Genomic DNA, 22,148 nt, shown 5'->3' with positions numbered 1-22,148 from the left:
ATGCCCTCGATTCCCGATCAACTTGCCCAGTCATTGAGCCGCATCGGCGTGCGCTATGCGCAAAGTCCGGTGCCGCGCTTCCTGCGCTGGTGGGGCGGCGAGCTGCGCGCCTGTCTTCCGGTGCGCTGGCGCCACCGTTTCCATGTGGCCGAGCGCGCCGTGCTGCTGCGGCGCGATGACGATGCCTATGCGGTGAGCCTGCAGCAGGGCAGCGCGCTGGAGGAACTGGGCCGCATTCCGGCGCTGCCGGCCGAGGGCCTTCCGGCGGCGCTCAACGGGCTGCTGGACGAGGATTTCCGCGAGGTTCGTCGCATCCTGCTGGTGCCGTCCGATGCCGTGCTGCGGCGCACGCTCCATCTTCCCGCCGCCGCGCTGGAGAACCTCGCCGGCGTGATCGGGTTCGAGCTGGATCGCCAGACGCCGTTCCGCGCCGAGCAGGTCCACCACGACAGCCGGGTGCTGCCGCACGCTGCCGACGCCCGCCAGATTCCGGTGCAGCTCGGGCTGATCACGCGTGAGCGCATGGCGCGCGAGCTGGCCGATGTCGATGGCCTGGCTTCCACCCTCAGCGCGGTTGATTCGGCCGATGCCGCCGGCGCGCGCGCCGGATTCAATTTCCTGCCCGCGGAGCTGCGCGCGCGCCGCGCGCACACCTTCGCCTGGCTGATGGGCGGGCTGGCGCTGGCCACGCTGTTCTTCCTCTGGCTGGGCATGAGCCGCATCATCGACAACCGCGCCGATGCCATCGTCCGCCTCACCGCCGAGGTGGAGGCGCAGCGCGACGAGGCGCGCGCGGTGACGCGGCTGCGCGACGAACTGGATGCCGCCGTCGCGGGGGCCAATTTCCTGGCGGTCGAAAAGCTGGACCAGCCGTCGATGCTGCTTTTGCTCGACGAGCTCACCCGCAAGCTGCCGGACGATACTTTCATCGAGCGCCTGAGCGTCACGCGCGGCGAACTGACCCTGGCCGGGCAGAGCGGGCAGGCACCCAAGCTGGTCGAACTGCTGCAGGACAGCGTCACGTTCCGCTCGCCGTCGCTGAGCGGACCGATCCAGCCCGACTCGCGCACCGGCAAGGACCGCTTCAACATCGCCGCCCGGTTCGGCAAGCCCGCGGAGGATGGCGATGCGCCTGACGCCGGACGCTAGACACGGCCGCCTGCTCGCCGTCGTGCTGCTGCTCATCGCCCTGCTGCTGGGCTATCTGGGCGGGGTGCACTGGTGGTTCGTGGCTCCGCTGATGAAATCGCGCGGCGAGATGATCGACCTGCGCGAGGAAGAAGCGCGGTTTCGCGCCATTGCCCAGCAGCGCGACGCGATCCGCGAGGCGCTGGGCGAAGTGCGCGCGTTCGAGGCCGGCAATCCCGGCTTCCTTGTCGAAGCCAACTTCGACCTCGCCGCCTCGGCCCTGATCCAGCGCCTGCAGGAACAGATCGACACCCTGCAGGCGGGCGACCGCTGCGCCCTGGTCAGCCGCACGCCGTTCCGCGGAACGGGCGGCTCGGGCCGCGCCGCCGAATCCGACACCCCGTTCGAGAAGGTCACGATCAAGGTGCGGATGCGCTGCGAGATGGAGTTTTTCGGCCTCCTGATGCATGGGCTGGAGAGCGGCAGCCCGCAGCTTTTCGTCGCCGATCTCACCATCACCGGGCGTCGCGGAGCGCCCGTGCCGCAGGGGCGCGGGCCGGTCGGCGTGCAGCAGCAGGGCTACCTCGACACCGCATTCGACCTCTACGGCTACCTGCGCCGCAGCGCAGGAGGCAAGAAATGACCCCGCGCCTGCTGCAGCTCACATCCGCCCAGCGGCTTCCGGCGCTCCTGGCCGCCGTGGTCACGCTCTGGGCGCTGCTTTTTGCCATCGCCGGCCTGACCGGCCTGGGCGGACGCTATCGCGTGCACCCCGATGACCCGGCGCGCGTGCCGCCGCTGCCGGCGCTGGATCTTTCCCAGGCGCGCAGCCCGCTGCAGCCGGTGGAAGCCTACGCCGACATCGGCGAGCGACCGCTGTTCAACGCCGACCGCCGCCCCTTGCCCTTCGATGATGCCAAGGCCGATGCCGGCGCGGAAGGCGAGCCGCCGCCGCCCGCGGCACCGCTCGATGTGGTGGTCACCAGCATCATCATGACGCCGAGCCTGAAGCTGGCCATCGTCACCGACACGCGCAGCGGCAAGAGCGTCTCGGTGAAAGAGGGGCAGGTGCTGGACGGCGAGTTCGCCGGATGGAGCCTGAAGGAACTGCAGGCGCGAAAGGCGGTCTTTTCCGGTCCGGGGGGCGAGGTCAGCGCGGATCTGCGGGTGTTCGACGGCGCCGGCGGGCAGGCTCCGACGCCCTTCGCCGTGCCCCAGGTTGCCGAACCCGGCAGCGCCGCGCCTCCCGGCCAGGCTGCCGGCGCGGCTCCCGCGCAGCAGCCGGCGCAGGGTGCGGAAGGCGAGGCCAAGACCGAGACGCTGACGCCCGAACAGCGATCCGAAATGATCCGCCGCCGCATCGAGGAGCGGCGCCGTCAGATGCGCGAAGAAGCCGCGCGTGCCAACAACAGGTAGGACTTGACCAGGTGAATCCCATCCATCCAACCAGTTTTTCGCAGGCGCGCGCGGCGCGATCTGCGTTCGTGCGCGTGCTGTGCGCGACGGCCGTGCTCGTGCTGCTTGCCGGCTGCGCCGCACGCGAACCGCGCCAGACGTTCCGCCCGTTCGATTCCTATGCCGAAAACGCCTGGCGCCAGAATGCCGAAGAGGCACCCGGCACCGCGACCGAAGCCGTCGCCGAGGCCGAGCCGGAGGTCGGAAGCGAGCGCGAGAACGTCTCCAAACCGGGCACCGGCCGCTTCATCAACGAAGAAGTCGCGCGCCGCGCGCCGCCCGGCCCGGGGCCGACCGGCGAGGTATCGTTCAACTTCGAGGGCGAATCGCTGCACGCGGTGGTCAAGGCCATCCTGGGCGACTTCCTGCAGCAGAACTACGTGATCGCGCCGGGCGTGCAGGGCAACGTCACCTTCTCCACCGCCAAGCCGCTGCGCGGCGACCAGGCGCTGTCGATCCTGGAAATGCTGCTGCGCTGGAACAACACCACCATGGTCTGGCAGGACGGCCGCTACACCATCCTGCCGGTGCAGCAGGCGCTGCCGGGCAACCTCACCCCGCGCTCGGGGCCGCTGCAGAACATGCGCGGCTACGAAGTGCGCGCGGTGCCGCTGCAGTTCATCTCGGCCGTCGAGATGGAAAAGCTGCTCAAGCCCTACGCCAAGCCGGAAGCGGTGGTGAGCGTGGATTCGATGCGCAACATGCTGGTGCTGGCCGGTTCGCGCGCCGAACTGGACAACTACCTCCACACCGTCGCGGTATTCGACATCGACTGGCTGGAGGGCATGTCCGTGGGCGTGTTCAACCTGACCCAGACCGAGGCCACCAAGACCGTCGCCGAGCTGGACAAGATCTTCGGCGAAGGCAGCAACACGCCGATGGCCGGCATGTTCCGCTTCATGCCGCTGGAAGGGATCAACTCGATCCTGGTCATCACCCCGCAGCCCAAGTACCTCGGCCGCATCGGCGAGTGGATCGAGCGCTTCGACCTCGGCGGCGGGCAGGCCGGGCAGCGGCTCTACACCTACGCGGTCAAGAACGTGAAGGCGATGGATCTGGCGAGCACGCTGTCCGAGGTGTTCGGCGCGCCCGCGCCGGCGTCGCGCTCCAGCTCCGGCGGCAGCGTCGCGCCCGGCCTGGAGTCGGTGGAAGTGCGCAGCGTCGGTGCCGACGGCAGCGTCACCCCGCCGCAGGCCCGCGACACCCGCCGCAACGGTCGCACCCAGATGAGTACCCCCAAGCGCGGCGATGGCGAATTCGTCGCCGCAGGGGCCGATGGCGCGCCGGTGGTCGATTCCAGCGGCGGCATCGCGCTGGGTGCCAGCGACGAGATCCGCGTGTCCGCCGTGGAGGAAAGCAACTCCATCCTGGTGCTGGCCACCTCGCCGCAGTGGGAATCGATCCGCCGCGTGATCGAGCGGCTCGACACCATCCCGCTGCAGGTGCACATCGAGGCCAAGATCCTCCAGGTCACCCTCAACGACCAGCTCAGATACGGCATCCAGTGGTATTTCGAGAACGCCATCGGCGGGATCGAGGGTGCCGGCTCCGCGCTGCAGGAGCTCGCAGGCAGCGCCCGCGGCTGGAGCGACTACGCCGGCAGCATCGTCGGCGGCAACCTCGGTTGGACCTTCATCGGCCCCAACATGGCCGCCATCATCAACACCCTGGATTCGGTCTCCACCGTGCACGTGCTCTCGGCCCCCTCGGTGGTGGTGCTGAACAACAAGCAGGCGTCGATCAACGTCGGCACCCAGATCCCGGTGAACTCGAGCTTCATCAACACCGGCCTGGGCAACACCCAGAGCCAGACCTACGTCCAGTTCCGCGACACCGGCATCACCCTGAGCGTCACCCCGCGCGTCAATCCGGGCGGCCTGGTGTTCATGGAGATCGACCAGCAGGACAGCACCCCGGGCGCGGCCGACGATGCCGTCAACGGCAACGTCCCGGTCGACCAGCGCAAGATCAAGACCGAGATCGCGGTGCAGTCGGGCCAGACGGTCCTGCTCGGCGGCCTCATCAAACAAACTGATTCCAAGGCATCCAGCGGCATACCGGGCCTGCATCGTATTCCCATCATCGGTGGCCTGTTCGGCGGCAAGAGCCAGCAGAGCCAGCGCCAGGAACTGCTCGTGATGCTCACCCCCGTGGTCATCCGCAACAGCGACGACGCCCGCCGCCTCACCGACGAATATTCGAGCCAGTTCCGCGCGCTCGAACCGCTGCGCGCAAGGGCCCCGGCACCGGCGAACGCGCCGGCCCAGGCCGCGCCGGCGGCGACCCACGATCAATGAAGGAGTTGTCGACCATGTTCACCCGTATCCTGCCGGCCATTGTCCTGGCCCTGCTGGTTTCCGCCTGCGGCACCACCGGATCCACCCGCACCAAGGTGCCGCAGACGCCCGAAGAGGCGATCACCCAGCGCGCGCAGGAGCGCTGGAAGCTCATCGTCGCCGGCGACTTCAAGTCCGCCTACGAGTACCTGACGCCCGGTGCCCGCGCGGTAATGTCGCTGGACGCCTACGCGGGCCGGCTCGGCATGGCGCAGATCAAATGGACCGGCTCCACGGTCGACTGGGTCAAATGCGAGGATGCCGACACCTGCCAGGCGCAGGTGGCGGTGGACACCCTGCTCACCATCCCCGGCACCGGCCAGGGCCAGGTGCCCGGCCAGACCAGGCTGGTGGAAAGCTGGCTGCGCTCGGACGGCCAGTGGTACTTCCTGCCCAGCCGCATCCAGTGATCGCCGCAATTCGCCTCCCGCACGGGCCGGAAGCGGGTATGATGACCGCCGCCGCCAAGATGTACCGGAGGCGACCGTTTCTTGAACAAGCAATGACCATCGATCGGGGCTTGGTGGCCATTGCAATGGGGTTTGTGTCTGTCTATACTCCCATCCGCTAGCCTGTCCGCAGAAGTGTGGCGCACCAAGTGCCGCGCCTCGGATGGATGGCAAATAAGAAGCCCTGTGAACGTTCCTTAGGAGTGTTGTGATGAAAAAGAATTCGCTGACTACAGCCATCATCGCCGGCGTCGCCGGTGTTGCTGGTCTGGTAGGCGTGGCTGGTGCCGTCAACCTGAACCCGGACGGCCTCGGCCAGGTTCTGCTGTATCCCTACTACACGGTCAACGGTGGCAACTCCACCCATATCGCCGTGGTCAACACCACCGACCGAGTGAAGGCCGTCAAGGTCCGCTTCCTCGAGTCCGTGAACAGCGCGGAAGTCCTGGACTTCAACCTGTACCTCTCGCCGTACGACGTGTGGGGCGCCGAGATCCAGGCCGATGGCACCAGCGGTGCCAGCCTGCACATCAATGACACCTCGTGCACCGTGCCGAAGATCTCGAACGGCACGCCGTTCGTGGACTACGAGTTTGCCTACAACACGCCGGACGCGCTCGCCGCTCTCGGCCTCGCGCGTACCCGTCAGGGCCACGTGGAAATCATCGAGATGGGCAACGTGACCGGCGCGCTGGCCGCGGCCGCCACGCACACCTCCGCCGGCACGCCTGCCAACTGCAACGCCCTCGTCAACGCGTGGGACGGCGGTGCGTGGTTCGCTGATTCGAATGCGAACATCGAGACCCCGAACGGCGGCCTGTTTGGTTCGGCCGTGATCGTGTCCGGTGAGTGGGGCCGCACCCTGAGCTACAACGCCGACGCCATCGATGGCTTCTTCACGGTTCCGGGTGCAAACCTGCACTTCAACCCGGGCGACGTGAACCCGACCTTGGCTTATGCGGATAATGGCGGTGTGGCCACCGCGCGCGTGTTCTCGAACGGCGCGCTGTACCAGGTCGACTATGCTGCCGGTGCGGTGGATGCGGTGTCGGCGGTGCTGACTTCGCGCTACATCTACAACGAGTTCTTCATCAGCCCGGCGCTGGCGGCCTCGTCCGAGTGGGTCGTCACCTTCCCGACCAAGCGTCAGCACATCCACACGGCTTCGGCGAGCTACATGATGCCGTTCACCGCGCCGCTCGGCAATCGTGGCTCCTGCCATGCCTATGACATCCGCTACTGGGACCGCGAGGAGCGCACCACCACCACGCGCCTGATCCCGTCGCCGCCGCCGCCGGTCTCCGGCTTCGGCCTCTGCTTCGAAGCCAACGTCGTCGCGTTCGGTCAGGAGCTGGGTGCGTCCACGCCGACCAACATCCTGGCGGCCACTCCGGCCCTGGGCGCGATGGGTCTGACCCCGTTCGCCTTCAACGAGGGCTGGGCGCGCATCGAGTTCGACGATCCGAACGTTGCGGGCTTCCAGTACTGGCTGCCGGCTCCTCTGGGTGCCGATCAGGCTCTGATCGGTCAGCCGGTCAGCGGCTTCTGGGCCTCCGAGCTGGTCAACACCGATGTGGGTGAGGGCGTGCGCATCAACTACGGTGTGGTCCACAAGCACCGCCACAGCCGCGACTGCCGCGTCGCTCCGGTTGGTGCCACGAGCGGCTCGATTTCCAGCGCAGCTCTGGCCTGCCCGAGCCTCTGATCGCCCTTCGGCTTTCAGTTCGCTGGTGGTAAAAACATCGGGGCCTTCGGGCCCCGATGTCTTTTTGTACGTTCGTAAAACATCCGTCGCTTCCGTAGGTCGGCCCTACGAGGCCGACGTTGCCGGGCATCGAACACCGCTACGCTCTGCCGTAGGTCGGCCCTACGTGGCCGACGCTGCCGGGCATCAAACACCCCGTCGGGGACGTAGCCCCGACCTACGCGCCGCCGCCGTTGTCGGGCGATTTGCGGAAAATCCGATGCGATTGCGGGCTGAACGCCGATACCGTCGTTTGCGCCCCGCATCCATCCTTCCGCCATGCCTCGCTACCGACGCTACTACCGTGATGGGTAAACCGTTTTCCTCACCCTGGTCGCCCAAGGCCGATGCCCGTGGATGTCCGGTCCCGCCGTGTGCCGGGAGATCCTCGCGGCGCTGCGTGCGGCGCGGGCACTGCATCCGTTTTCCCACCACGCATACGTGCTCCTGCCCGACCATCTCCACCTCCTGCTGAGCCCGCATCACGGGGTTTGCATTTCGGATCTGGTTGGATGTTTCAAGCGCGCCGCCCAGGCCGGCATGCATCGGGCCGGCCTGGCATCGTCCGGACTATGGCAGCCGCGCTACTACGACCATATCGTGCGCGACCGCGAGGACTTTTCCCGACACCTGGATTACGTGCATTTCAATCCGGTCAAGCACGGATTGAGCACCCATGCCGCGTCCTGGCCCTGGTCGAGCCTGGCGGCGTGGCAAGCGCGAGGGGTGTATCCGCCAACATGGGGCGCGATACCGCCCGAACACATCCACGGCATGAGCGAATCGTGAGAGCCCCGCGGGGAGGTATCGAACACCGCGTCGGGGACGTAGCCCCGACCTACGAGCCGTTGCCGTGCGCGTCGCGGCGCGTCGCTTCCGTAGGTCGGCCCTACGTGGCCGACGTGGCCAGCGCGACCGACGTTGCCGGGTATCAAACACCGCGTCGGGGACGTAGCCCCGACCTACGCGCCGTTGCCGTGCGCGGCGTGGCGCGTTGCTTCCGTAGGTCGGCCCTACGCGGCCGACGTGGCCGGGCATCGAACACCGCGTCGGGCATCAAACACCGCGTCGGGGGCGTAGCCCCGACCTACGCGCCGTTGCCGTGCGCGTCGTGGCGCGTTGCTTCCGTAGGTCGGCCCTGCGTGGCCGACGTGGCCAGCGCGACCGACGTTGCCGGGCATCGAACACCGCGTCGGGAATCAATCATCGCGCCGGGGACGTAGCCCCGACCTACGAGCCGTCGCCGTGCGCGTCGTGGCGCGTCGTTTCCGTAGGTCGGCCCGACGTGGCCGGGCATCGAACACCGCGTCGGGCATCAAACACCGCGTCGGGGACGTAGCCCCGACCTACGCGCCGTCGCCGTGCGCGTCGTGGCGCGTTGCTTCCGTAGGTCGGCCCTACGCGGCCGACGTGGCCGGGCATCGAACACCGCGTCGGGCATCAAACACCGCGTCGGGGGCGTAGCCCCGACCTACGCGCCGTTGCCGTGCGCGTCGTGGCGCGTTGCTTCCGTAGGTCGGCCCTGCGTGGCCGACGTGGCCAGCGCGACCGACGTTGCCGGGCATCGAACACCGCGTCGGGAATCAATCATCGCGCCGGGGACGTAGCCCCGACCTACGAGCCGTCGCCGTGCGCGTCGTGGCGCGTCGTTTCCGTAGGTCGGCCCGACGTGGCCGGGCATCGAACACCGCGTCGGGCATCAAACACCGCGTCGGGGACGTAGCCCCGACCTACGCGCCGTCGCCGTGCGCGTCGTGGCGCGTTGCTTCCGTAGGTCGGCCCTACGTGGCCGACGTTGCCTACATGGCCCGACGTGGCCCGACGCGGCCAACGTGGCCAACGTGGCTCCGCCCGCAGACGCTACCCGCCCGGATGCCTTACACTTGAAGACGCTGTCGCCTCGCCCATTCGTCGCGCTCCAACCCCGTGCGCGGATTGGGACGGTTCATTCGTTGTTCCGTATCATCGGCGGCCGTTGTCTCATCGCGTCGCCGCAGCGCGGCATGGTTCTGGATGGATTCTGCTCAGGAGATCGACATGAAGTCACGCAACGTACTTGCCGCCGCGGTGGCCATGGTGCTGCTGTGCGGTGCGCCGCTCGCGGCGCAGGCGCAACAGGCACCGATCAAGGTGGTTCTGAAAAACGTGCCTGCGCTCCCCAACGCGACGGGTGATGCGGTGGGGACGGTGGATGGCGACCCCCAGCCGAAGGCCGCGATCCCGCTGATCGGCACCCAGGCGCAACTCGACAGCCACGGCAACATCGTGGTGGACTGCCTCACGACGAACGGCGACTGCCCAAACATCGGTGCGGGCGGCGGTGCGATCACCGGCACCCCCACCTTGAGCTTCACGGTGCCTTCCGCCGCGGTGGCCTTGGGTGACACATCCACCCGGCTGCAGTGGACCACCACGAATGCCGACGCCTGCTACGGCGTGCAGATCGAGAAGAAGAGTGCTGCCGGAGCCTGGGAGTCCTACACGGGTACCGGCAGCAGCGCCTGGAGCAAGGAGTGGCCCGCGAACGGGAGTGCCAGCACCGGCTTCGCGCTGGGCAACCTCGAGCGCAGCGCCACGGCCGGCGTCGACACCGAATACCGATTCACCCTGCGCTGCTATTCCAAGACCGTAGGCGATGTCGGCGGTACCGACGTCGTCGCGGTCCAGCAAGTTCCAGTGAGTGGCATTGTGAAGCTTGCCTCCTCCACCGGCACCCCGACGCCCGGCGGCTCCGACTACTGCAGCGAGTACTACCCCGCGGGCCATCCGGCGCGCAGCGCGCCGGGGTTTTCGGTGCCTACGACCATCCTGCAGCCAGTGATCAAGCAGTTCCAAGAGGTGTTTGCGAGCGGTAGTGGACTGGGTCCTGCGATCACCTTGCTGGATGTCATCAACAGCGGTCAGGATGGCCGCGGGGCCTTTGCTGGCCCCCATGGGGGACCGGGCAAATACATGTCCATCCCCATTGATATCCCGGCCAGCACGCCGGCGGGGACAGGATTCTCGCTCCTAATCATTGAACCACAGAACTATCAGGGGATGGATCACTCTCTCCTGTTTGAGGCCAACATCAGCCCCTGCCAGGGGGATTTCCGTGCCCCTGCGGTTAACAATGCTTCCAGCGATTACTACGACCGCAATCAGTGTCGCACAACCGGAACGAGCCTGTATGCGACCACTGGCAATCTGATCGGGCCGGCCACCTACTGCTTCCTGAAGCCGGGCGCGCGCATGTATATCAACGTCACCAACCACAGCCTGGACGCCTACCGCGCCACGGGCGCCCCGCCGGTGTGGGGCTGCGATGCAGGCGTCACCAACTGCGGCAAGAAGGTTGACGTCAGGAGGAGAACCGGTGGCTGAGCCTCTTGCTTTTGGCCTGGGCATCAGCCGCCGCGCCGCTGCCGCCGCGCTGGCGCTGGCGCTGGGCTCGCCGCTGTGCCTGGCGGCAGCCGCCGGCAGCGCGCTTGCCCCGGCGGATACCGTTGCTCAGCGCGGCGACGCCACGCTGACGGTCGCACTGGTCGACCAGCGCGTGGCGGAAATGCCGGAGAAGATACGCTCGGACTATCTGGACGATCCCGAGCGCATGGCCCGCATGATCGACGGCATGCTGCTGACCCTGCAGCTTGCCGCGCAGGCGGAAAAGGACGGGCTCCAGCCGTCCCCGGCGCAGGCCGCCGGGGGCAGCGAGCTGGAGCGCGTCACCGGGCTGGCCAATGCGCTGATGGAGCACGTGTCGCCCAGCGTCACCGACGAGCAGGTGCGGCAGATCGCGCGCGAGCGCTATCAGGCCAACAAGGCGGAATATGCAAAGCCCGCCACCTACACGCTGCGCCACCTTAAGGTATCGGAAGAAAAGTACGGCGGGGTTGCCGCCAAGCTGGTCGCGGAGAACGCGCGGCAGCGGGCGCTGGAGGGCGAGGATTTCGCCGCCATCATTGCCGAGCTGCAAGATCCCGATGCGCCGGGTGAGTTCAACGGCGATGTGCCGCTGACCGACCTGCTGCGGGTGGACCAGGTCGTGCGCCTGAGCATTGCCGCGCTGAAGAGTCGACCGGGCTTTACCGAGGTGTTCGAGGGCGGCGGTGGCTACAACCTCATCGAACTGGTCCGCAGCAACCCGGCCGTGGTGCCGCCCTTCGAGGACGTGCGTGACCAGATCGAGACCGCCATCAAGTCCGAGGTGGCCCAGCAGGCGCGCACCACCTACATGAAGCGCTTCGTGCTGATGCCCACGCAGATGAATGACGAGGTCGTGCAGCAGCTGTTCTCGCGCTACTTCACCGACACGGCCCCCGCCGCCGTTCCCGGCGCGGAAAAACCGTCGGGGACGTAGCCCCGACCTACGAAGAGCACGCCGTTCTCGCGCGCGAAACCTCCCGTAGGTCGGCCCTGCGCGGCCGACGTCGCCGGGCATCGAACATCGCGTCGGGGACGTAGCCCCGACCTACGAAGAGCACGCCGTTCTCGCGCGCGAAACCTCTCGTAGGTCGGCCCTACGCGGCCGACGTCGCCGGGCATCGAACATCGCGTCGGGGACGTAGCCCCGACCTACGAAGAGCACGCCGTTCTCGCGCGCGCGCGAAACCTCTCGCAGGTCGGCCCTACGCGGCCGACGTTGCCGGGCATCGAACATCGCGTCGGGGGCGTAGCCCCGACCTACGAAGAGCACGCCGTTCTCGCGCGCGAAACCTCCCGTAGGTCGGCCCTGCGCGGCCGACGTTGCTTCGATGCGGCCGCCTTCATGCGAGGCGGTTGGCGGAAATGCAGCCGTCGGGGGCGTAGCCCCGACCTACGACGAGCGCTCCGTTGTTGCGCACGCGATACCTTCCGTAGCTCGGCCCTACGTGGCCGACGTTGTTGCTTTCGTGAAGATCGCTTCCGCCACCTCGACGCCAACCCGCTATCCTGCGCCACTGATCTTCCGATGCCCTGAGCCACAGTGGTCCTCCTCCTCGTTCAACAAGACCTGCGTCAGCGCTTCACCGGCAACGTGCTCGGGGCCGCGTGGGCGGTGCTTGCGCCGCTCCTGCAGCTCCTGGTGTTCGCGGTGGTGTTCGCGGGGATCTTCAAGGCGCGGGTGCCGGGGCTGGATGAGCGCGGCTATGTCGCCTTTCTTGCGCTCGGTATGTGGCCCTGGTTCGCCTTCTCCGAGGCCGTCGCGCGCGGCGCGTCCGCGCTGACCGACGGGGCGGGGCTGCTGGCGAAAGTGGCGATCTCGACCTGGGACATGGTCGCCGCACGGGTCATCGCCGCCTTCATCATCCACGGCATCGGGTTCATCGTCGTGGTGCTGCTGCTGGCGCTCTGGCTCGACCTCATCTCGCTGGTCTGGCTGCCGGCCACGCTCATCGCCTGGGTCGGGCTGGCCGCGCTGGCGCTGGCGCTGGCGCAGATCTTCGCCATCTGCAACGTGTTTGCGCGCGATACCCAGCAAATCCTCACCTACCTGCTGACCGCGTGGATGTTCCTGACGCCGATCCTCTACGCCCACAGCCTGCTGCCGCCGGCGTTCAGCGGCTGGATGAAGGTCAATCCGATGACCGGCCTGATTGCCGGCGTGCGCGATCCGCTGCTCTGGCGCGACGCCTCGACCGTCTTTCCCTGGACCTCGCTGCTGGTCGCCGGGGTCGCGCTGCTGCTGGCCTGGGGCATGCACCGGCGCTTCCGGCCGCACGTGAGGGAGTTCCTGTGAGCGGCGTGCTGCTGCGCGCCGAGCGCCTCGGCAAGGCCTATCCGCGCAGCGGCGATGCGCGCACGCGGCTGGCCGCGTTCGGGCGCATCCTGCTGGGCCGGCGCTTTCCGCAGTGGGACGTGCTGCACGACATCAGCTTCACCGTGGGTCGCGGCGAATCGCTGGGCATCATCGGCGAGAACGGCGCAGGCAAATCGACCCTGCTCAAGCTGATTTCCGGCGTGCTTCTGCCCAGTTCCGGAACGGTCGAGCGCAGCGGCACCATGGGCGCGCTGCTGGAGCTGGGCGCGGGCTTCGATCTGGAGCGCACCGGCCGCGAGAACGTTTCCATCGCGGCCGGCTTCCTCGGCTGGAACGCCGCCCAGGTGCGCGAACGCTTTGAGGAAATCGTGGCCTTCGCCGATATCGGCCGCTACCTCGACGAGCCGGTGAAGCACTATTCCTCCGGCATGGTCGTGCGCCTGGGTTTCGCGGTGATCGCGGCGGTGCGGCCGGATCTCCTCGTGACCGATGAAGTACTCGCGGTGGGCGACGAATCCTTCCAGAAGAAGTGCATCCGCTGGATCGAGGATTACCTCGACGGCGGCGGCACCCTGCTGCTGGTGTCGCACTCGATGTACCACGTCCAGAAGCTGTGCCGGCAGGCGCTGTGGCTCAACCAGGGGCGGGTGGAAGCCTACGGCGACGTATTCGACGTGACCCAGGATTACCTCGCCTTCCACGACCGCAAGCAGGCCCTGGAGCACGGGCCGGCGCTGGAGCTGGGCTATGCCGGCGATGCCTATCGCGTGGTGCGCGTGGCGGTGCAGGGCAGCGAGGACGAAACCGCGCGGTTGCTTGCGGAAGGCAGTGATCTGGAGATCGAGGCCGATCTGTATTCTCCCGACGGGCGCGTGCCGGTGCTCGCCGCCGGATTCGTGCGTGCCGATGGTGCGGGGCTGTTCACCACCAGCAGCGAGCTGGACCGGGCCGTGCCCACGCAGATCAGCGCCACGCACTGGCGCTATCGCCTGCGCTTCACCCGCCTGGCGCTGCTGCCGGCCAGCTACATCCTGCGGCTGCACGCGATGGACCCGGAAGGGCTGCGGCTGTTCGATACCGTGGAGCGGGCGGTCACCATCCGCGGTTCCACGCGCTTCCTCGGCAATTTCTGCATGGAGCGGCACTGGGAATGAACGTCACGGTGATCGTGCCGGTCTATCAGGCGCCCGATGACCTGGCGCGGTGCCTCGTCGCGCTGGAACGCACCCTGCCGGACGGCACCCGCGTGCTGCTGGCCGACGACGCCTCGCCCGATCCCGCCGTGCCGGCGCTGCTGGAACGCTTCGTCGCGCACGCGCGCCTGTCCGTGCGCGTCGCGCGGCGCGAGGCGAATCTGGGCTTTGTCGGCAACGTCAATCTCGCCTTCGCGCAGAGCGCGCCGGACGATGTGATCCTGCTCAATTCCGATACGGTGCCCGCGCCGGGCTGGTACGCGGCGATGCTGGCCTGCGCCGCCTCCGATGCGCGCATCGGCACCATCACGCCCTGGTCCAACAACGCCGAAATCTGTTCGTTTCCCGACCTGTGCCGCGCCGCGCCCGTGCCGGACGCCGCCGAGGCCGCGCGCATCGCGCAGGCCGCGCACCGAGCGGGGCCGCGTGCCTATCCCGAGCTTCCGACCGGCGTGGGTTTTTGCATGTACGTGCGCCGCGCGATGCTCGATGCCATCGGCGATTTCGACGAGGCCACCTTCGGGCGGGGCTACGGCGAGGAGAACGATCTGTGCCGCCGTGCCGCCGGCCACGGCTGGCGCAACGTGCTGTGCGATGACGCCTACGTCGCGCATCGCGGCGGGGCCTCGTTCGGACCCACCGGGCATCAGCCGGGCGGCGAAAACCTGGCGCGGCTGGCGGCGCGCTATCCGCATTACAATGCGCAGGTCGCGCAGTTCATCCTGGATGATCCGCTCGCCCCGCTGCGCGAACGGATTGCGGCTGCACTCGATGCGGCCTCGCCGCCGCCGGCGGGCGGGGAGGGCAGTCGCCAGGGAAGCCTGTTTCCCTCGCCCTGAATCGGCCTGAATGGCTCGCGCCGCCCGCGGGCTTCGCCACCCGTCTTCACCCGCCGCCCGATGCCTGGCATCGCGGCCTGCTCTTCTCTGATCCGCCCTTCACAGACCCGCTCCGAGTATCCCATGGCCTCCACCCGTCCTCCCGTCGCCACCGACGATTCCTCCACGCTGTACGCCGCGGTCGAAGGCCGCATCGCTTCCTTGGGCACCGATGAAGCGGTGTTTTTCGAAACCGCCACCGGCCGCAGCCAGGTGATGACGCGCGATGTCGCGCACGCCTTCAGCCTGTGCCAGCCGTTCCTGGCGCTCGATGACCACGTCGCGCGCATCATCGAGTCGCTGCCGTCGCTCAAGGGCCAGGCTGCCGCCGTGCGCAAGGTGCTCGACATGTTCGTCGCCAACGGCCTGATGCGCAGCGACGTCGAGTTTGCCGCCGGCTTCGCCGCGACGGCGGGCCGCGCGCAGGCACCCGTGTCCGGGCTGTACCTGCTGTGCGCCTCGCCGGCGGCGGACGCGCTCGATCGCGCGCTCGACGGCCTGCGCGCCCATGCCGCGCAGTTCGGCCTTGCCTGCCCGGTGTACGTGATCGACGCCCAGATCCGGGCCGAGGATGTGCCGGCGCGCGCCGCGCGCATCGCCGACTTCGCGCGCACCACCGGGGCCGCGGTGCGCTACGTCACCCGCCAGTCCGCCGAGGCCATGGTGCGGGCGCTGTCCGAAGAACTGCCGCAGCATGCCGCCGCGCTGGCCGATCTGCTGCCGCCCAAGGCGCAGGGCATCGGTGCCGCGCGCAATATGGCGGCGCTGCTGGCGGCGGGCACGCGCCACCTGGTGCTCGATGCCGACATGCTGCTGCCGCTGGGACGCCATCCGGAGTTCGCCGAGGGCCTGTATGCCGACACCCGCGCCTATGCCTTGCGCAGTTTCGCCACCGGCCACGACGCGGTCGCCGCGGGAATCGCGCCGCCGTCCGATCCGCTCGCCGCGCACCTGGCGGCCTGCGGCCTGAGCCTGGGCGAAGCGCTTGCGCGCCATCCCGAGGCCACGATCACCCGGGAAAGCCTGCACGGCGTGATTGCTTCGCGCGCGCCCTGGCTGGAGCCGACCCGTCGCGTCGCCTTCACCGCCGTCGGGCGCGCGGGGCGCGTCGCCTTGCCCGATCCCACCCTGCCGTTCCAGCTCGGCCCGGTGGAGCGCGCCGGGCTGACCGCCACACGCGAGAGCTATCTGGAAAATTACCGCAGCCCCGCACTCTGGGCCGGACTCAGCCACTTCGGTGCGGGCATGGGCGAGCGCCTCGTGCCGCTGGCCTTCGATGGCGGCGCGCTGATTCCCTGCACGCTGCCCGACGGACAGCGGGTGACGGAGCTGCAGGTCGAACTGCTGCGCCTGGCGCAGCCCGACAGCGTGGACTTCGATTTTCCCGAGGCGCTGGAACAGGGCCACCCGGGCACCGGTGCCGACGACGCCGTGGGCCGGCCCGACGCCGCCAAGTGCTTCGCGGGCCTGGCCGCGCACGTGGGCCAGGACCTTTACGGCAGCGATCCCGCCGCGCGGCTGGGCGTACTGGCCGCGCGCCTCGACGACATGGCCGCCGCACCCGACGCGCGGGTGGTGAGCTATCTCGCGGAGTTCCTCGCCTGGCACCGCTCGACGGTGATCGAACGGATGCAGCAGATGACCGCGTCCGAGCCGTCGCCGCCGGTCTACTGGGTGGCCGACCTGCGCGCCGCGGTCGAAGCGCAGGGCAAGGCGCTCATCGGCGGCGGTGCACCGCGCCTGGCCGGCTGGCCGGCGACGCTGGATGCCGCCGGCTGCGCCGCGCGTTTCCGCCAGGATGCGCGGCTTCTGGCGGACGGATTGCGTGCCTGGCCGGCCGCGTTCGAGTTCGCCCGCGCCCACGCCGCGCGCTGGCGCGACGCGGCCACGGCCTGACCGAACGCGGACGATGCCGGCACCGACGCCGCCCGTGCCGCAGCTCACCGCCGTCGTGGTCAGCCACGACAGCGGCGCGTTCTTGCACGCCTGCGTCGCCGACCTGCTCGCGCAGGACGTGGCGATGCAGGTGGTCGTGGTGGACAACGGCTCGCGCGACGGCGCGCCTGATGCGCTGCCTTCCGATCCGCGCCTGACGCTTGTCCGCAATCCCGACAACCCGGGATTTGCGACGGCCTGCAACCAGGGGGCCGCGCAAGCGCGTGCCGCGAGCCTGCTGTTCGTGAATCCCGACTGCCGCCTGCCGCCCGATGCCGCATCGCGCCTGCTCGCCCATCTGGCGGCGGCACCCGAACTGGGCATCCTCGGTGCGCGGCTGCTGAATCCCGACGGCAGCGACCAGGCGGCGGCGCAGCGCCGCACGCCGCTGCCGGGGCGCGCGATCGCGCAGGCGCTGGGGCGCTGCCCGGTACCGCAGCCGCACGCGGGCAGCGGCGCGCTGCTCGATGTGGAAGCCACGTCCGGCGCGCTGATGCTGATGCCGCGCGATGTATTCGAGTCGCTCGGCGGATTCGATGGCGGCTACGTCCTGCACTGCGAAGATCTCGACCTGTGCCGGCGCGCGCTGCTGGCCGGGTGGCGCATCGCCATCGCGACCGACGTGAAAATCATCCACGCCAAAGGCACATCGAGCCGGCGTCGTCCGGTGTGGGTCGAATGGCAGAAACACCGGGGCATGTGGCGCTACTTCCACCGCTTCGATGCCGCAACCAGCCCGTGGTGGCTGCGCGCACTCGTGCGCCTGGGCATTGCCGCGCATTTCCCGCTGGCCGCGGCGCGCGCCTGCTGGCGCGTGCTGGCGCACAGTCGGCCCGACTAGCCCGGCAGGGCGGAACCCGCGCAGCGGATTCCGCCGTTTCGGCCTTGCCGCACCCCGGCGGAAACGCCTTCGGCGGTTCCACCCTGCGAGGGCGGCGCTACGTTTTATCGTAGGTCGGGGCTACGTCCCCGACGGAATGCTGCGGAGGCGGCAAACGTGCGGCCGGATCGCGGTCAGCGTTCCAGGAACTTGAGCTTGTCCGGCTTGCCGTCCCATTCGGTGGCATCCGCGGGCGGCTCTTCGCGCACGCTGAGCACGGGCCAGACGCGCGAAAGCTCGGCGTTGAGCGGGATGAAGTGCTCCTGGCCCTGCGGCACGTCGTCTTCCGGGAAGATCGCCTCGGCCGGGCACTCGGGTTCGCACAGGGTGCAGTCGATGCACTCGTCCGGGTCGATCACCAGGAAGTTTGGTCCTGCGTGGAAGCAGTCGACCGGGCAAACCTCAACGCAGTCGGTGTATCTGCACCGGATGCAATTCTCGGTAACGACGAAGGCCATCGGAGGAGTCTGGATAGAGAAGTGGCGCTCCCTACGAGGTTCGAACTCGTGTTCCCGCCTTGAGAGGGCGGTGTCCTGGGCCACTAGACGAAGGGAGCGCGTTGAGCTGGGTTCAGCCGAACGCGTATTATAGGCGGCTCGGATTCTTCAGGCAATCCGAAACGCCCCCTTTCCTGCGACGAGCTCGTGCCCCCGAATCCACCCATCCTGCGCGTCATCCCGCGCGAACTTCACCCCATTTCCCGCAAGAACATCAGTTCGGGCGCGCTGCGGGTGCTGTATCGGCTCAACGAGGCGGGCTTCGAGGCGTATCTGGTGGGCGGCGCGGTGCGCGACCTGCTGCTCGGATGCCAGCCCAAGGATTTCGACGTCGCCACCAGCGCCACGCCCGAACAGGTCAAGCAGCTCTTCCGCAACTGCCGCCTGATCGGGCGGCGCTTCCGCCTGGCGCACATCGTCTTCGGCCCCGAGATCATCGAAGTGGCGACGTTTCGCGCCGGTGACGATGACGGTTCGGGCGATCGGGAGATGGAGAACGGCCGCCTGGTGCGCGACAACGTCTACGGCACCCTCGAAGAGGACGCCGTGCGCCGCGATTTCACCGCCAACGCGCTCTATTACGCGGTGTCCGATTTCTCGGTGCGGGATTACGTCGGCGGCTTTGACGACGTCGCCGCGCGCGTGCTGCGCCTGATCGGCGATCCCGAGTCGCGCTATCGCGAAGATCCGGTGCGCATGCTGCGCGCGGTACGGCTTGCGGCCAAGCTCGGCTTCACCATCGAGGCCGCCAGCGCCGAGCCGATCGCGCCCCTGGCACCGCTGCTGGCGGACGCATCGAACGCGCGCCTGTTCGACGAATCGCTCAAGCTGTTCCTTACCGGCCACAGCGAGCGCGTGTTCGAACTGCTGGAACAGTACGGCCTGCTGCCGCACCTGCTGCCCGATACCGCCGCCGCGCTGGCGCTGGACACCAGCGGCCTGTGCCGCGAGATGCTGGTGATGGCGCTGCGCAACTGCGATGCGCGCATCGCCGAGGAAAAGTCGGTGACGCCGGCTTTCCTGTTCGCCGCGTTGCTTTGGCCCGCGTATGCGCAGGACCTGCAGCTCCTGCTGGCGCAGGGTTTCGACCTGGCCGTGGCCGAGCAGCGCGCCGCGGATCGCGTCACCCTGCGGCAGGCCGACCGCGTCGCCATCCCGCGCCGCTTCAGCACGCCGATGCACGAAATCTGGTGGCTGCAGTCGCGCTTCCCGCAGCGCCAGCGCAAGCGCGTGTTCCGCCTGCTGGCGCACCCGCGCTTCCGCGCCGCCTTCGACTTCCTGGAACTGCGCGCCGCCGTCGTGCCGGAGCTGCGCGAGGAAGCCGGCTGGTGGGCCAAGGCCCAGGCCATGCCCTCGGACACGCTCTCCGCACAGCTTCCCGGCAAGAGCGCCGCCGCGCCGCGCCCGCGCGCCGGTGCGGAGTCGCCGCCGGCCGAAGGGGAAGCCAAACCCCGCACCGCGCGCCGCCGCCGGCGTCCGCGCAAGGCCGCCGAGTGATGGACGCGCGGCAGGCCTTCATCGGCCTGGGCAGCAACCTGGATGACCCCGTGGCGCAGCTGGATCGCGCGCTCGCCGCGCTCGATGCCGGCGCAGGCATTCGCGTCGCGGACGTGTCCTCGTTCTACCGTACCGAACCCTGGGGCGACACCGCGCAGCCGGCCTTCGTCAACGCCGTCGCGCGCCTGGAAACCTCGCTTTCACCCGAGGCGCTGCTGGACGCACTGGTATCCATCGAAACCGCCGCCGGGCGCAGCCGCGCACGGCGCTGGGGACCGCGCACGCTCGACCTCGATCTGCTGGTCTTCGATGATCTTTGCAGCGATGATCCCGGACTCACGCTGCCGCACCCGCGCCTGCACGAGCGCGCCTTCGTGCTGGTGCCGCTGGCCGAGCTTGCGCCGACGCTGGAGATTCCCGGGCGCGGCCCGGTGCGCGAACTGCTTGCCGGCATCGGCGATGCCGGCGTCGAGCGCCTGATCCGGCAACCCGGAATACTGGAGAAACGAGGCATGAGCACGACTGAAGCCCGCACCGCCCCCGTCTCGGTGCCGCGGCTGCGGAAAATGAAGTCCGAGGGCCAGCGCATCACCATGCTGACCTGCTACGACGCCACTTTCGCCCTGGCGATGGATCGCGCCGGCGTCGATACCGTGCTGGTGGGCGATTCGCTCGGCATGGTGGTGCAGGGCCGCGACAGCACCCTGCCGGTCACGGTGGACCACATCGTCTACCACAGCGCCGCCGTGGCGCGCGGGCTGACGCACGCGCTGCTCGTCGCCGACATGCCTTTCCTCAGCTACGCCACGCCCGAGCGCGCGCTCGATACCGCGCACCGGCTGATGGGCGAGGGTGGGGCGGCGATGGTGAAGCTCGAAGGTGCCGGACCCATGCTCGAATCGATCCGCGTGCTGGCCGAGCGCGACGTGCCGGTCTGCGCGCACCTGGGCCTGACGCCGCAGTCGGTGATGAAGCTGGGCGGCTTCCGCGTGCAGGGTCGTGAAGAAGCCGCTGCGGGGCGGCTGCGCGCCGATGCGCTGGCCGTGCAGGAGGCCGGCGCGGCGATGCTCGTGCTCGAATGCGTGCCGCGCGCGCTGGCGGCCGAGGTCACCCGTTCGCTCGACATTCCCGTGATCGGCATCGGTGCCGGCGTCGGTTGCGATGGCCAGGTGCTGGTGATGCACGACCTTCTGGGCCTGCGCGGCCAGCATCGCACCCCGCGCTTCGTCAAGGATTTCCTCGCCGGCACCGACAGCATCGAAGGCGCGTTCTCCGCCTACCTCCAGGCCGTGCGCGAAGGCCGCTTCCCGGCGGAGGAACACGGGTTCGACTGAGATCAGGGGTTCCCCGACGCCATGCAGACCATCGAATACGTCCGCGCGCTGCGCGAAACCATCGCCTCCTGGCGGCAGGCCGGCCAGCGCATCGCCTTCGTGCCGACCATGGGCAACCTGCACGCCGGCCACCACTCGCTGATCGCGCTGGCGCGCCAGCAGGCGGATCGCGTGGTCGCCAGCGTTTTCGTCAATCCCACCCAGTTCGGCCCCAACGAGGACTTCGCGCGCTACCCGCGCACCCCGCGCGAGGACGAAGCCGGGCTTGATGAGGCGGGCTGCGACCTGCTGTTCCGTCCGACGGTGGAGGAAATGTATCCCTTCGGTACCGAACGCTGCGTGGCGGTGCGCGTGCCCGGCCTCACCGATGAGCTCGATGGTGCCGCACGCCCCGGACACTTCGACGGCGTGGCCACCGTGGTCCTGCGCCTGTTCAACATGGTGCAGCCCGACCTCGCCGTGTTCGGGCTCAAGGATTTCCAGCAGCTGCGCGTGATCGAGTATCTGGTGCGCGACCTCGCGCTGCCGATCGCGATCGTCCCCGCGCCGATCGCGCGCGATCCCGACGGCCTGGCGCTCAGCTCCCGCAACCGCTACCTCAGCGTTGACGAGCGCGCCCGCGCGCCGGCGATCCATCGCACCCTGCTCGCAATGCGCGAGGCCTGGCGCGCCGGCGCGTCGTTCGAGCGCATCGAAGCCGACGCCTTGCGGCACCTTGACGATCAGGGCTTCGCACCCGACTACGCGCAAATCCGCCGCAGCAGCGATCTTGCCCCGCCCACCGGAGCCGGCGACGAGGCCCTCGTCGCCCTCCTCGCCGCCCGCCTCGGAAGCACGCGCCTGATCGACAACCTCCCGTTCACCTGATCGGCGGTCGGCGCTGCCCCGCGACCGACGTTGCCGCGCATCGAACACCCGTCGGGGGCGTAGCCCCGACCTACGACAAAGCGTTGCGCCGCCCCGCAGGTCGGCCCTGCGTGGCCGACGTTGCCGCTACCGCAACCCGTAGGTCGGCCCTGCGTGGCCGACGTTGCCGCTACCGCAACCCCGTAGGTCGGCCCTACGTGGCCGACGCCGCGTTGCGCCGGCGAGCGGCCCAGGGA

At 69.0% G+C, this 22,148-nt stretch carries 18 protein-coding genes, 1 tRNA gene and 1 pseudogene; 18 read left to right on the top strand and 2 right to left on the bottom strand.

Annotated features, from left to right (window positions below):
- The 14 genes from WB794_RS00170 to WB794_RS00105 all read left to right on the top strand — a co-directional run bounded on the left by WB794_RS00170 (position 1) and on the right by WB794_RS00105 (position 17,678).
- Complete coding sequence (locus tag WB794_RS00170; RefSeq protein ID WP_337333820.1) at positions 1-1,149, top strand: PilN domain-containing protein; 1,149 nt, start codon at positions 1-3, stop codon at positions 1,147-1,149.
- Positions 1,127-1,771: a type II secretion system protein GspM gene (gspM, locus tag WB794_RS00165; protein ID WP_337333819.1), complete on the top strand. Its 645-nt coding sequence runs from the start codon at positions 1,127-1,129 to the stop codon at positions 1,769-1,771. The genes WB794_RS00170 and gspM overlap by 23 nt, the downstream gene beginning before the upstream one ends.
- Positions 1,768-2,544 (top strand): hypothetical protein, encoded by a 777-nt coding sequence (locus WB794_RS00160; RefSeq protein WP_337333818.1) that lies wholly within the window; start codon positions 1,768-1,770, stop codon positions 2,542-2,544. The genes gspM and WB794_RS00160 overlap by 4 nt, the downstream gene beginning before the upstream one ends.
- 11 nt (positions 2,545-2,555) lie before the next feature.
- Positions 2,556-4,880 carry a type II secretion system secretin GspD gene (gene gspD / locus WB794_RS00155; protein ID WP_337333817.1) on the top strand — a complete coding sequence of 775 codons (2,325 nt, stop codon included), beginning with the start codon at positions 2,556-2,558 and terminating at the stop codon, positions 4,878-4,880.
- Between the two features lie 14 nt (positions 4,881-4,894).
- Positions 4,895-5,329 carry an outer membrane protein assembly factor BamD gene (locus WB794_RS00150; protein WP_337333816.1) on the top strand — a complete coding sequence of 145 codons (435 nt, stop codon included), beginning with the start codon at positions 4,895-4,897 and terminating at the stop codon, positions 5,327-5,329.
- A 250-nt stretch (positions 5,330-5,579) separates the two neighbouring features.
- On the top strand, positions 5,580-7,073 hold the full coding sequence (locus WB794_RS00145; RefSeq protein WP_337333815.1) for a hypothetical protein: 1,494 nt from the start codon (positions 5,580-5,582) through the stop codon (positions 7,071-7,073).
- A gap of 369 nt (positions 7,074-7,442) precedes the next feature.
- Complete coding sequence (locus WB794_RS00140) at positions 7,443-7,901, top strand: REP-associated tyrosine transposase (protein ID WP_337334013.1); 459 nt, start codon at positions 7,443-7,445, stop codon at positions 7,899-7,901.
- A 1,248-nt stretch (positions 7,902-9,149) separates the two neighbouring features.
- Positions 9,150-10,475: a hypothetical protein gene (locus tag WB794_RS00135; RefSeq protein WP_337333814.1), complete on the top strand. Its 1,326-nt coding sequence runs from the start codon at positions 9,150-9,152 to the stop codon at positions 10,473-10,475.
- Positions 10,468-11,451: a peptidyl-prolyl cis-trans isomerase gene (locus WB794_RS00130; RefSeq protein WP_337333813.1), complete on the top strand. Its 984-nt coding sequence runs from the start codon at positions 10,468-10,470 to the stop codon at positions 11,449-11,451. Before WB794_RS00135 ends, WB794_RS00130 begins: the two co-directional genes overlap by 8 nt.
- Positions 11,452-12,057: 606 nt before the next feature.
- Entirely contained in the window at positions 12,058-12,810 is a 753-nt protein-coding gene (locus WB794_RS00125) for an ABC transporter permease (RefSeq protein ID WP_337333812.1), read from the top strand.
- A complete protein-coding gene (locus WB794_RS00120; RefSeq protein ID WP_337333811.1) occupies positions 12,807-13,985 on the top strand; it encodes an ABC transporter ATP-binding protein in 1,179 nt (392 codons plus the stop codon). Before WB794_RS00125 ends, WB794_RS00120 begins: the two co-directional genes overlap by 4 nt.
- Complete coding sequence (locus WB794_RS00115; protein WP_337333810.1) at positions 13,982-14,863, top strand: glycosyltransferase family 2 protein; 882 nt, start codon at positions 13,982-13,984, stop codon at positions 14,861-14,863. The genes WB794_RS00120 and WB794_RS00115 overlap by 4 nt, the downstream gene beginning before the upstream one ends.
- A 123-nt stretch (positions 14,864-14,986) precedes the next feature.
- Positions 14,987-16,798 carry a hypothetical protein gene (locus WB794_RS00110; protein ID WP_337333809.1) on the top strand — a complete coding sequence of 604 codons (1,812 nt, stop codon included), beginning with the start codon at positions 14,987-14,989 and terminating at the stop codon, positions 16,796-16,798.
- Positions 16,799-16,811: 13 nt separating this feature from the next.
- Complete coding sequence (locus tag WB794_RS00105; RefSeq protein WP_337333808.1) at positions 16,812-17,678, top strand: glycosyltransferase; 867 nt, start codon at positions 16,812-16,814, stop codon at positions 17,676-17,678.
- 173 nt (positions 17,679-17,851) lie between these two features.
- On the opposite strand, the gene fdxA is transcribed toward WB794_RS00105, so the two are convergent.
- Both fdxA and WB794_RS00095 read right to left on the bottom strand, forming a co-directional pair.
- Positions 17,852-18,175 (bottom strand): ferredoxin FdxA, encoded by a 324-nt coding sequence (gene fdxA, locus WB794_RS00100; protein ID WP_337333807.1) that lies wholly within the window; start codon positions 18,173-18,175, stop codon positions 17,852-17,854.
- Between the two features lie 22 nt (positions 18,176-18,197).
- A tRNA-Glu gene (locus WB794_RS00095) sits at positions 18,198-18,273 on the bottom strand.
- 88 nt (positions 18,274-18,361) lie between these two features.
- Between WB794_RS00095 and pcnB the strand changes: the two genes are divergently transcribed.
- The 4 genes and pseudogenes from pcnB to panC all read left to right on the top strand — a co-directional run bounded on the left by pcnB (position 18,362) and on the right by panC (position 21,912).
- Positions 18,362-19,711: a polynucleotide adenylyltransferase PcnB gene (gene pcnB, locus WB794_RS00090; protein ID WP_337333806.1), complete on the top strand. Its 1,350-nt coding sequence runs from the start codon at positions 18,362-18,364 to the stop codon at positions 19,709-19,711.
- Positions 19,711-20,103 (top strand): annotated as a pseudogene (folK, locus tag WB794_RS00085) (2-amino-4-hydroxy-6-hydroxymethyldihydropteridine diphosphokinase); the annotation flags it as partial. The gene pcnB and the pseudogene folK, both read left to right, overlap by 1 nt.
- 120 nt (positions 20,104-20,223) lie before the next feature.
- Positions 20,224-21,045 carry a 3-methyl-2-oxobutanoate hydroxymethyltransferase gene (panB, locus tag WB794_RS00080; protein WP_337334012.1) on the top strand — a complete coding sequence of 274 codons (822 nt, stop codon included), beginning with the start codon at positions 20,224-20,226 and terminating at the stop codon, positions 21,043-21,045.
- 21 nt (positions 21,046-21,066) lie between these two features.
- Positions 21,067-21,912, top strand: coding sequence for a pantoate--beta-alanine ligase (gene panC, locus WB794_RS00075; RefSeq protein WP_337333805.1), 846 nt, complete (start codon positions 21,067-21,069; stop codon positions 21,910-21,912).
- Positions 21,913-22,148 lie beyond the last annotated feature (236 nt).

The sequence above is a fragment of the Denitratimonas tolerans genome (assembly GCF_037203605.1).
GTDB classification, from domain to species: Bacteria; Pseudomonadota; Gammaproteobacteria; order Xanthomonadales; family Xanthomonadaceae; genus Denitratimonas; species Denitratimonas tolerans.
This window is presented reverse-complemented; position numbering and strand designations above follow the sequence as displayed.

What these genes read in the sequence shown, in the direction of transcription:
- fdxA (WP_337333807.1), bottom strand. Translation starts at nt 18,175, where the DNA reads ATGGCCTTCGTCGTTACCGAGAATTGCATCCGGTGCAGATACACCGAC.
- WB794_RS00145 (WP_337333815.1), top strand. Translation starts at nt 5,580, where the DNA reads ATGAAAAAGAATTCGCTGACTACAGCCATCATCGCCGGCGTCGCCGGT.
- gspM (WP_337333819.1), top strand. Translation starts at nt 1,127, where the DNA reads ATGCGCCTGACGCCGGACGCTAGACACGGCCGCCTGCTCGCCGTCGTG.
- WB794_RS00105 (WP_337333808.1), top strand. Translation starts at nt 16,812, where the DNA reads ATGCCGGCACCGACGCCGCCCGTGCCGCAGCTCACCGCCGTCGTGGTC.
- WB794_RS00135 (WP_337333814.1), top strand. Translation starts at nt 9,150, where the DNA reads ATGAAGTCACGCAACGTACTTGCCGCCGCGGTGGCCATGGTGCTGCTG.
- WB794_RS00150 (WP_337333816.1), top strand. Translation starts at nt 4,895, where the DNA reads ATGTTCACCCGTATCCTGCCGGCCATTGTCCTGGCCCTGCTGGTTTCC.
- WB794_RS00170 (WP_337333820.1), top strand. Translation starts at nt 1, where the DNA reads ATGCCCTCGATTCCCGATCAACTTGCCCAGTCATTGAGCCGCATCGGC.
- panC (WP_337333805.1), top strand. Translation starts at nt 21,067, where the DNA reads ATGCAGACCATCGAATACGTCCGCGCGCTGCGCGAAACCATCGCCTCC.
- panB (WP_337334012.1), top strand. Translation starts at nt 20,224, where the DNA reads ATGAGCACGACTGAAGCCCGCACCGCCCCCGTCTCGGTGCCGCGGCTG.
- WB794_RS00160 (WP_337333818.1), top strand. Translation starts at nt 1,768, where the DNA reads ATGACCCCGCGCCTGCTGCAGCTCACATCCGCCCAGCGGCTTCCGGCG.
- WB794_RS00110 (WP_337333809.1), top strand. Translation starts at nt 14,987, where the DNA reads ATGGCCTCCACCCGTCCTCCCGTCGCCACCGACGATTCCTCCACGCTG.
- WB794_RS00115 (WP_337333810.1), top strand. Translation starts at nt 13,982, where the DNA reads ATGAACGTCACGGTGATCGTGCCGGTCTATCAGGCGCCCGATGACCTG.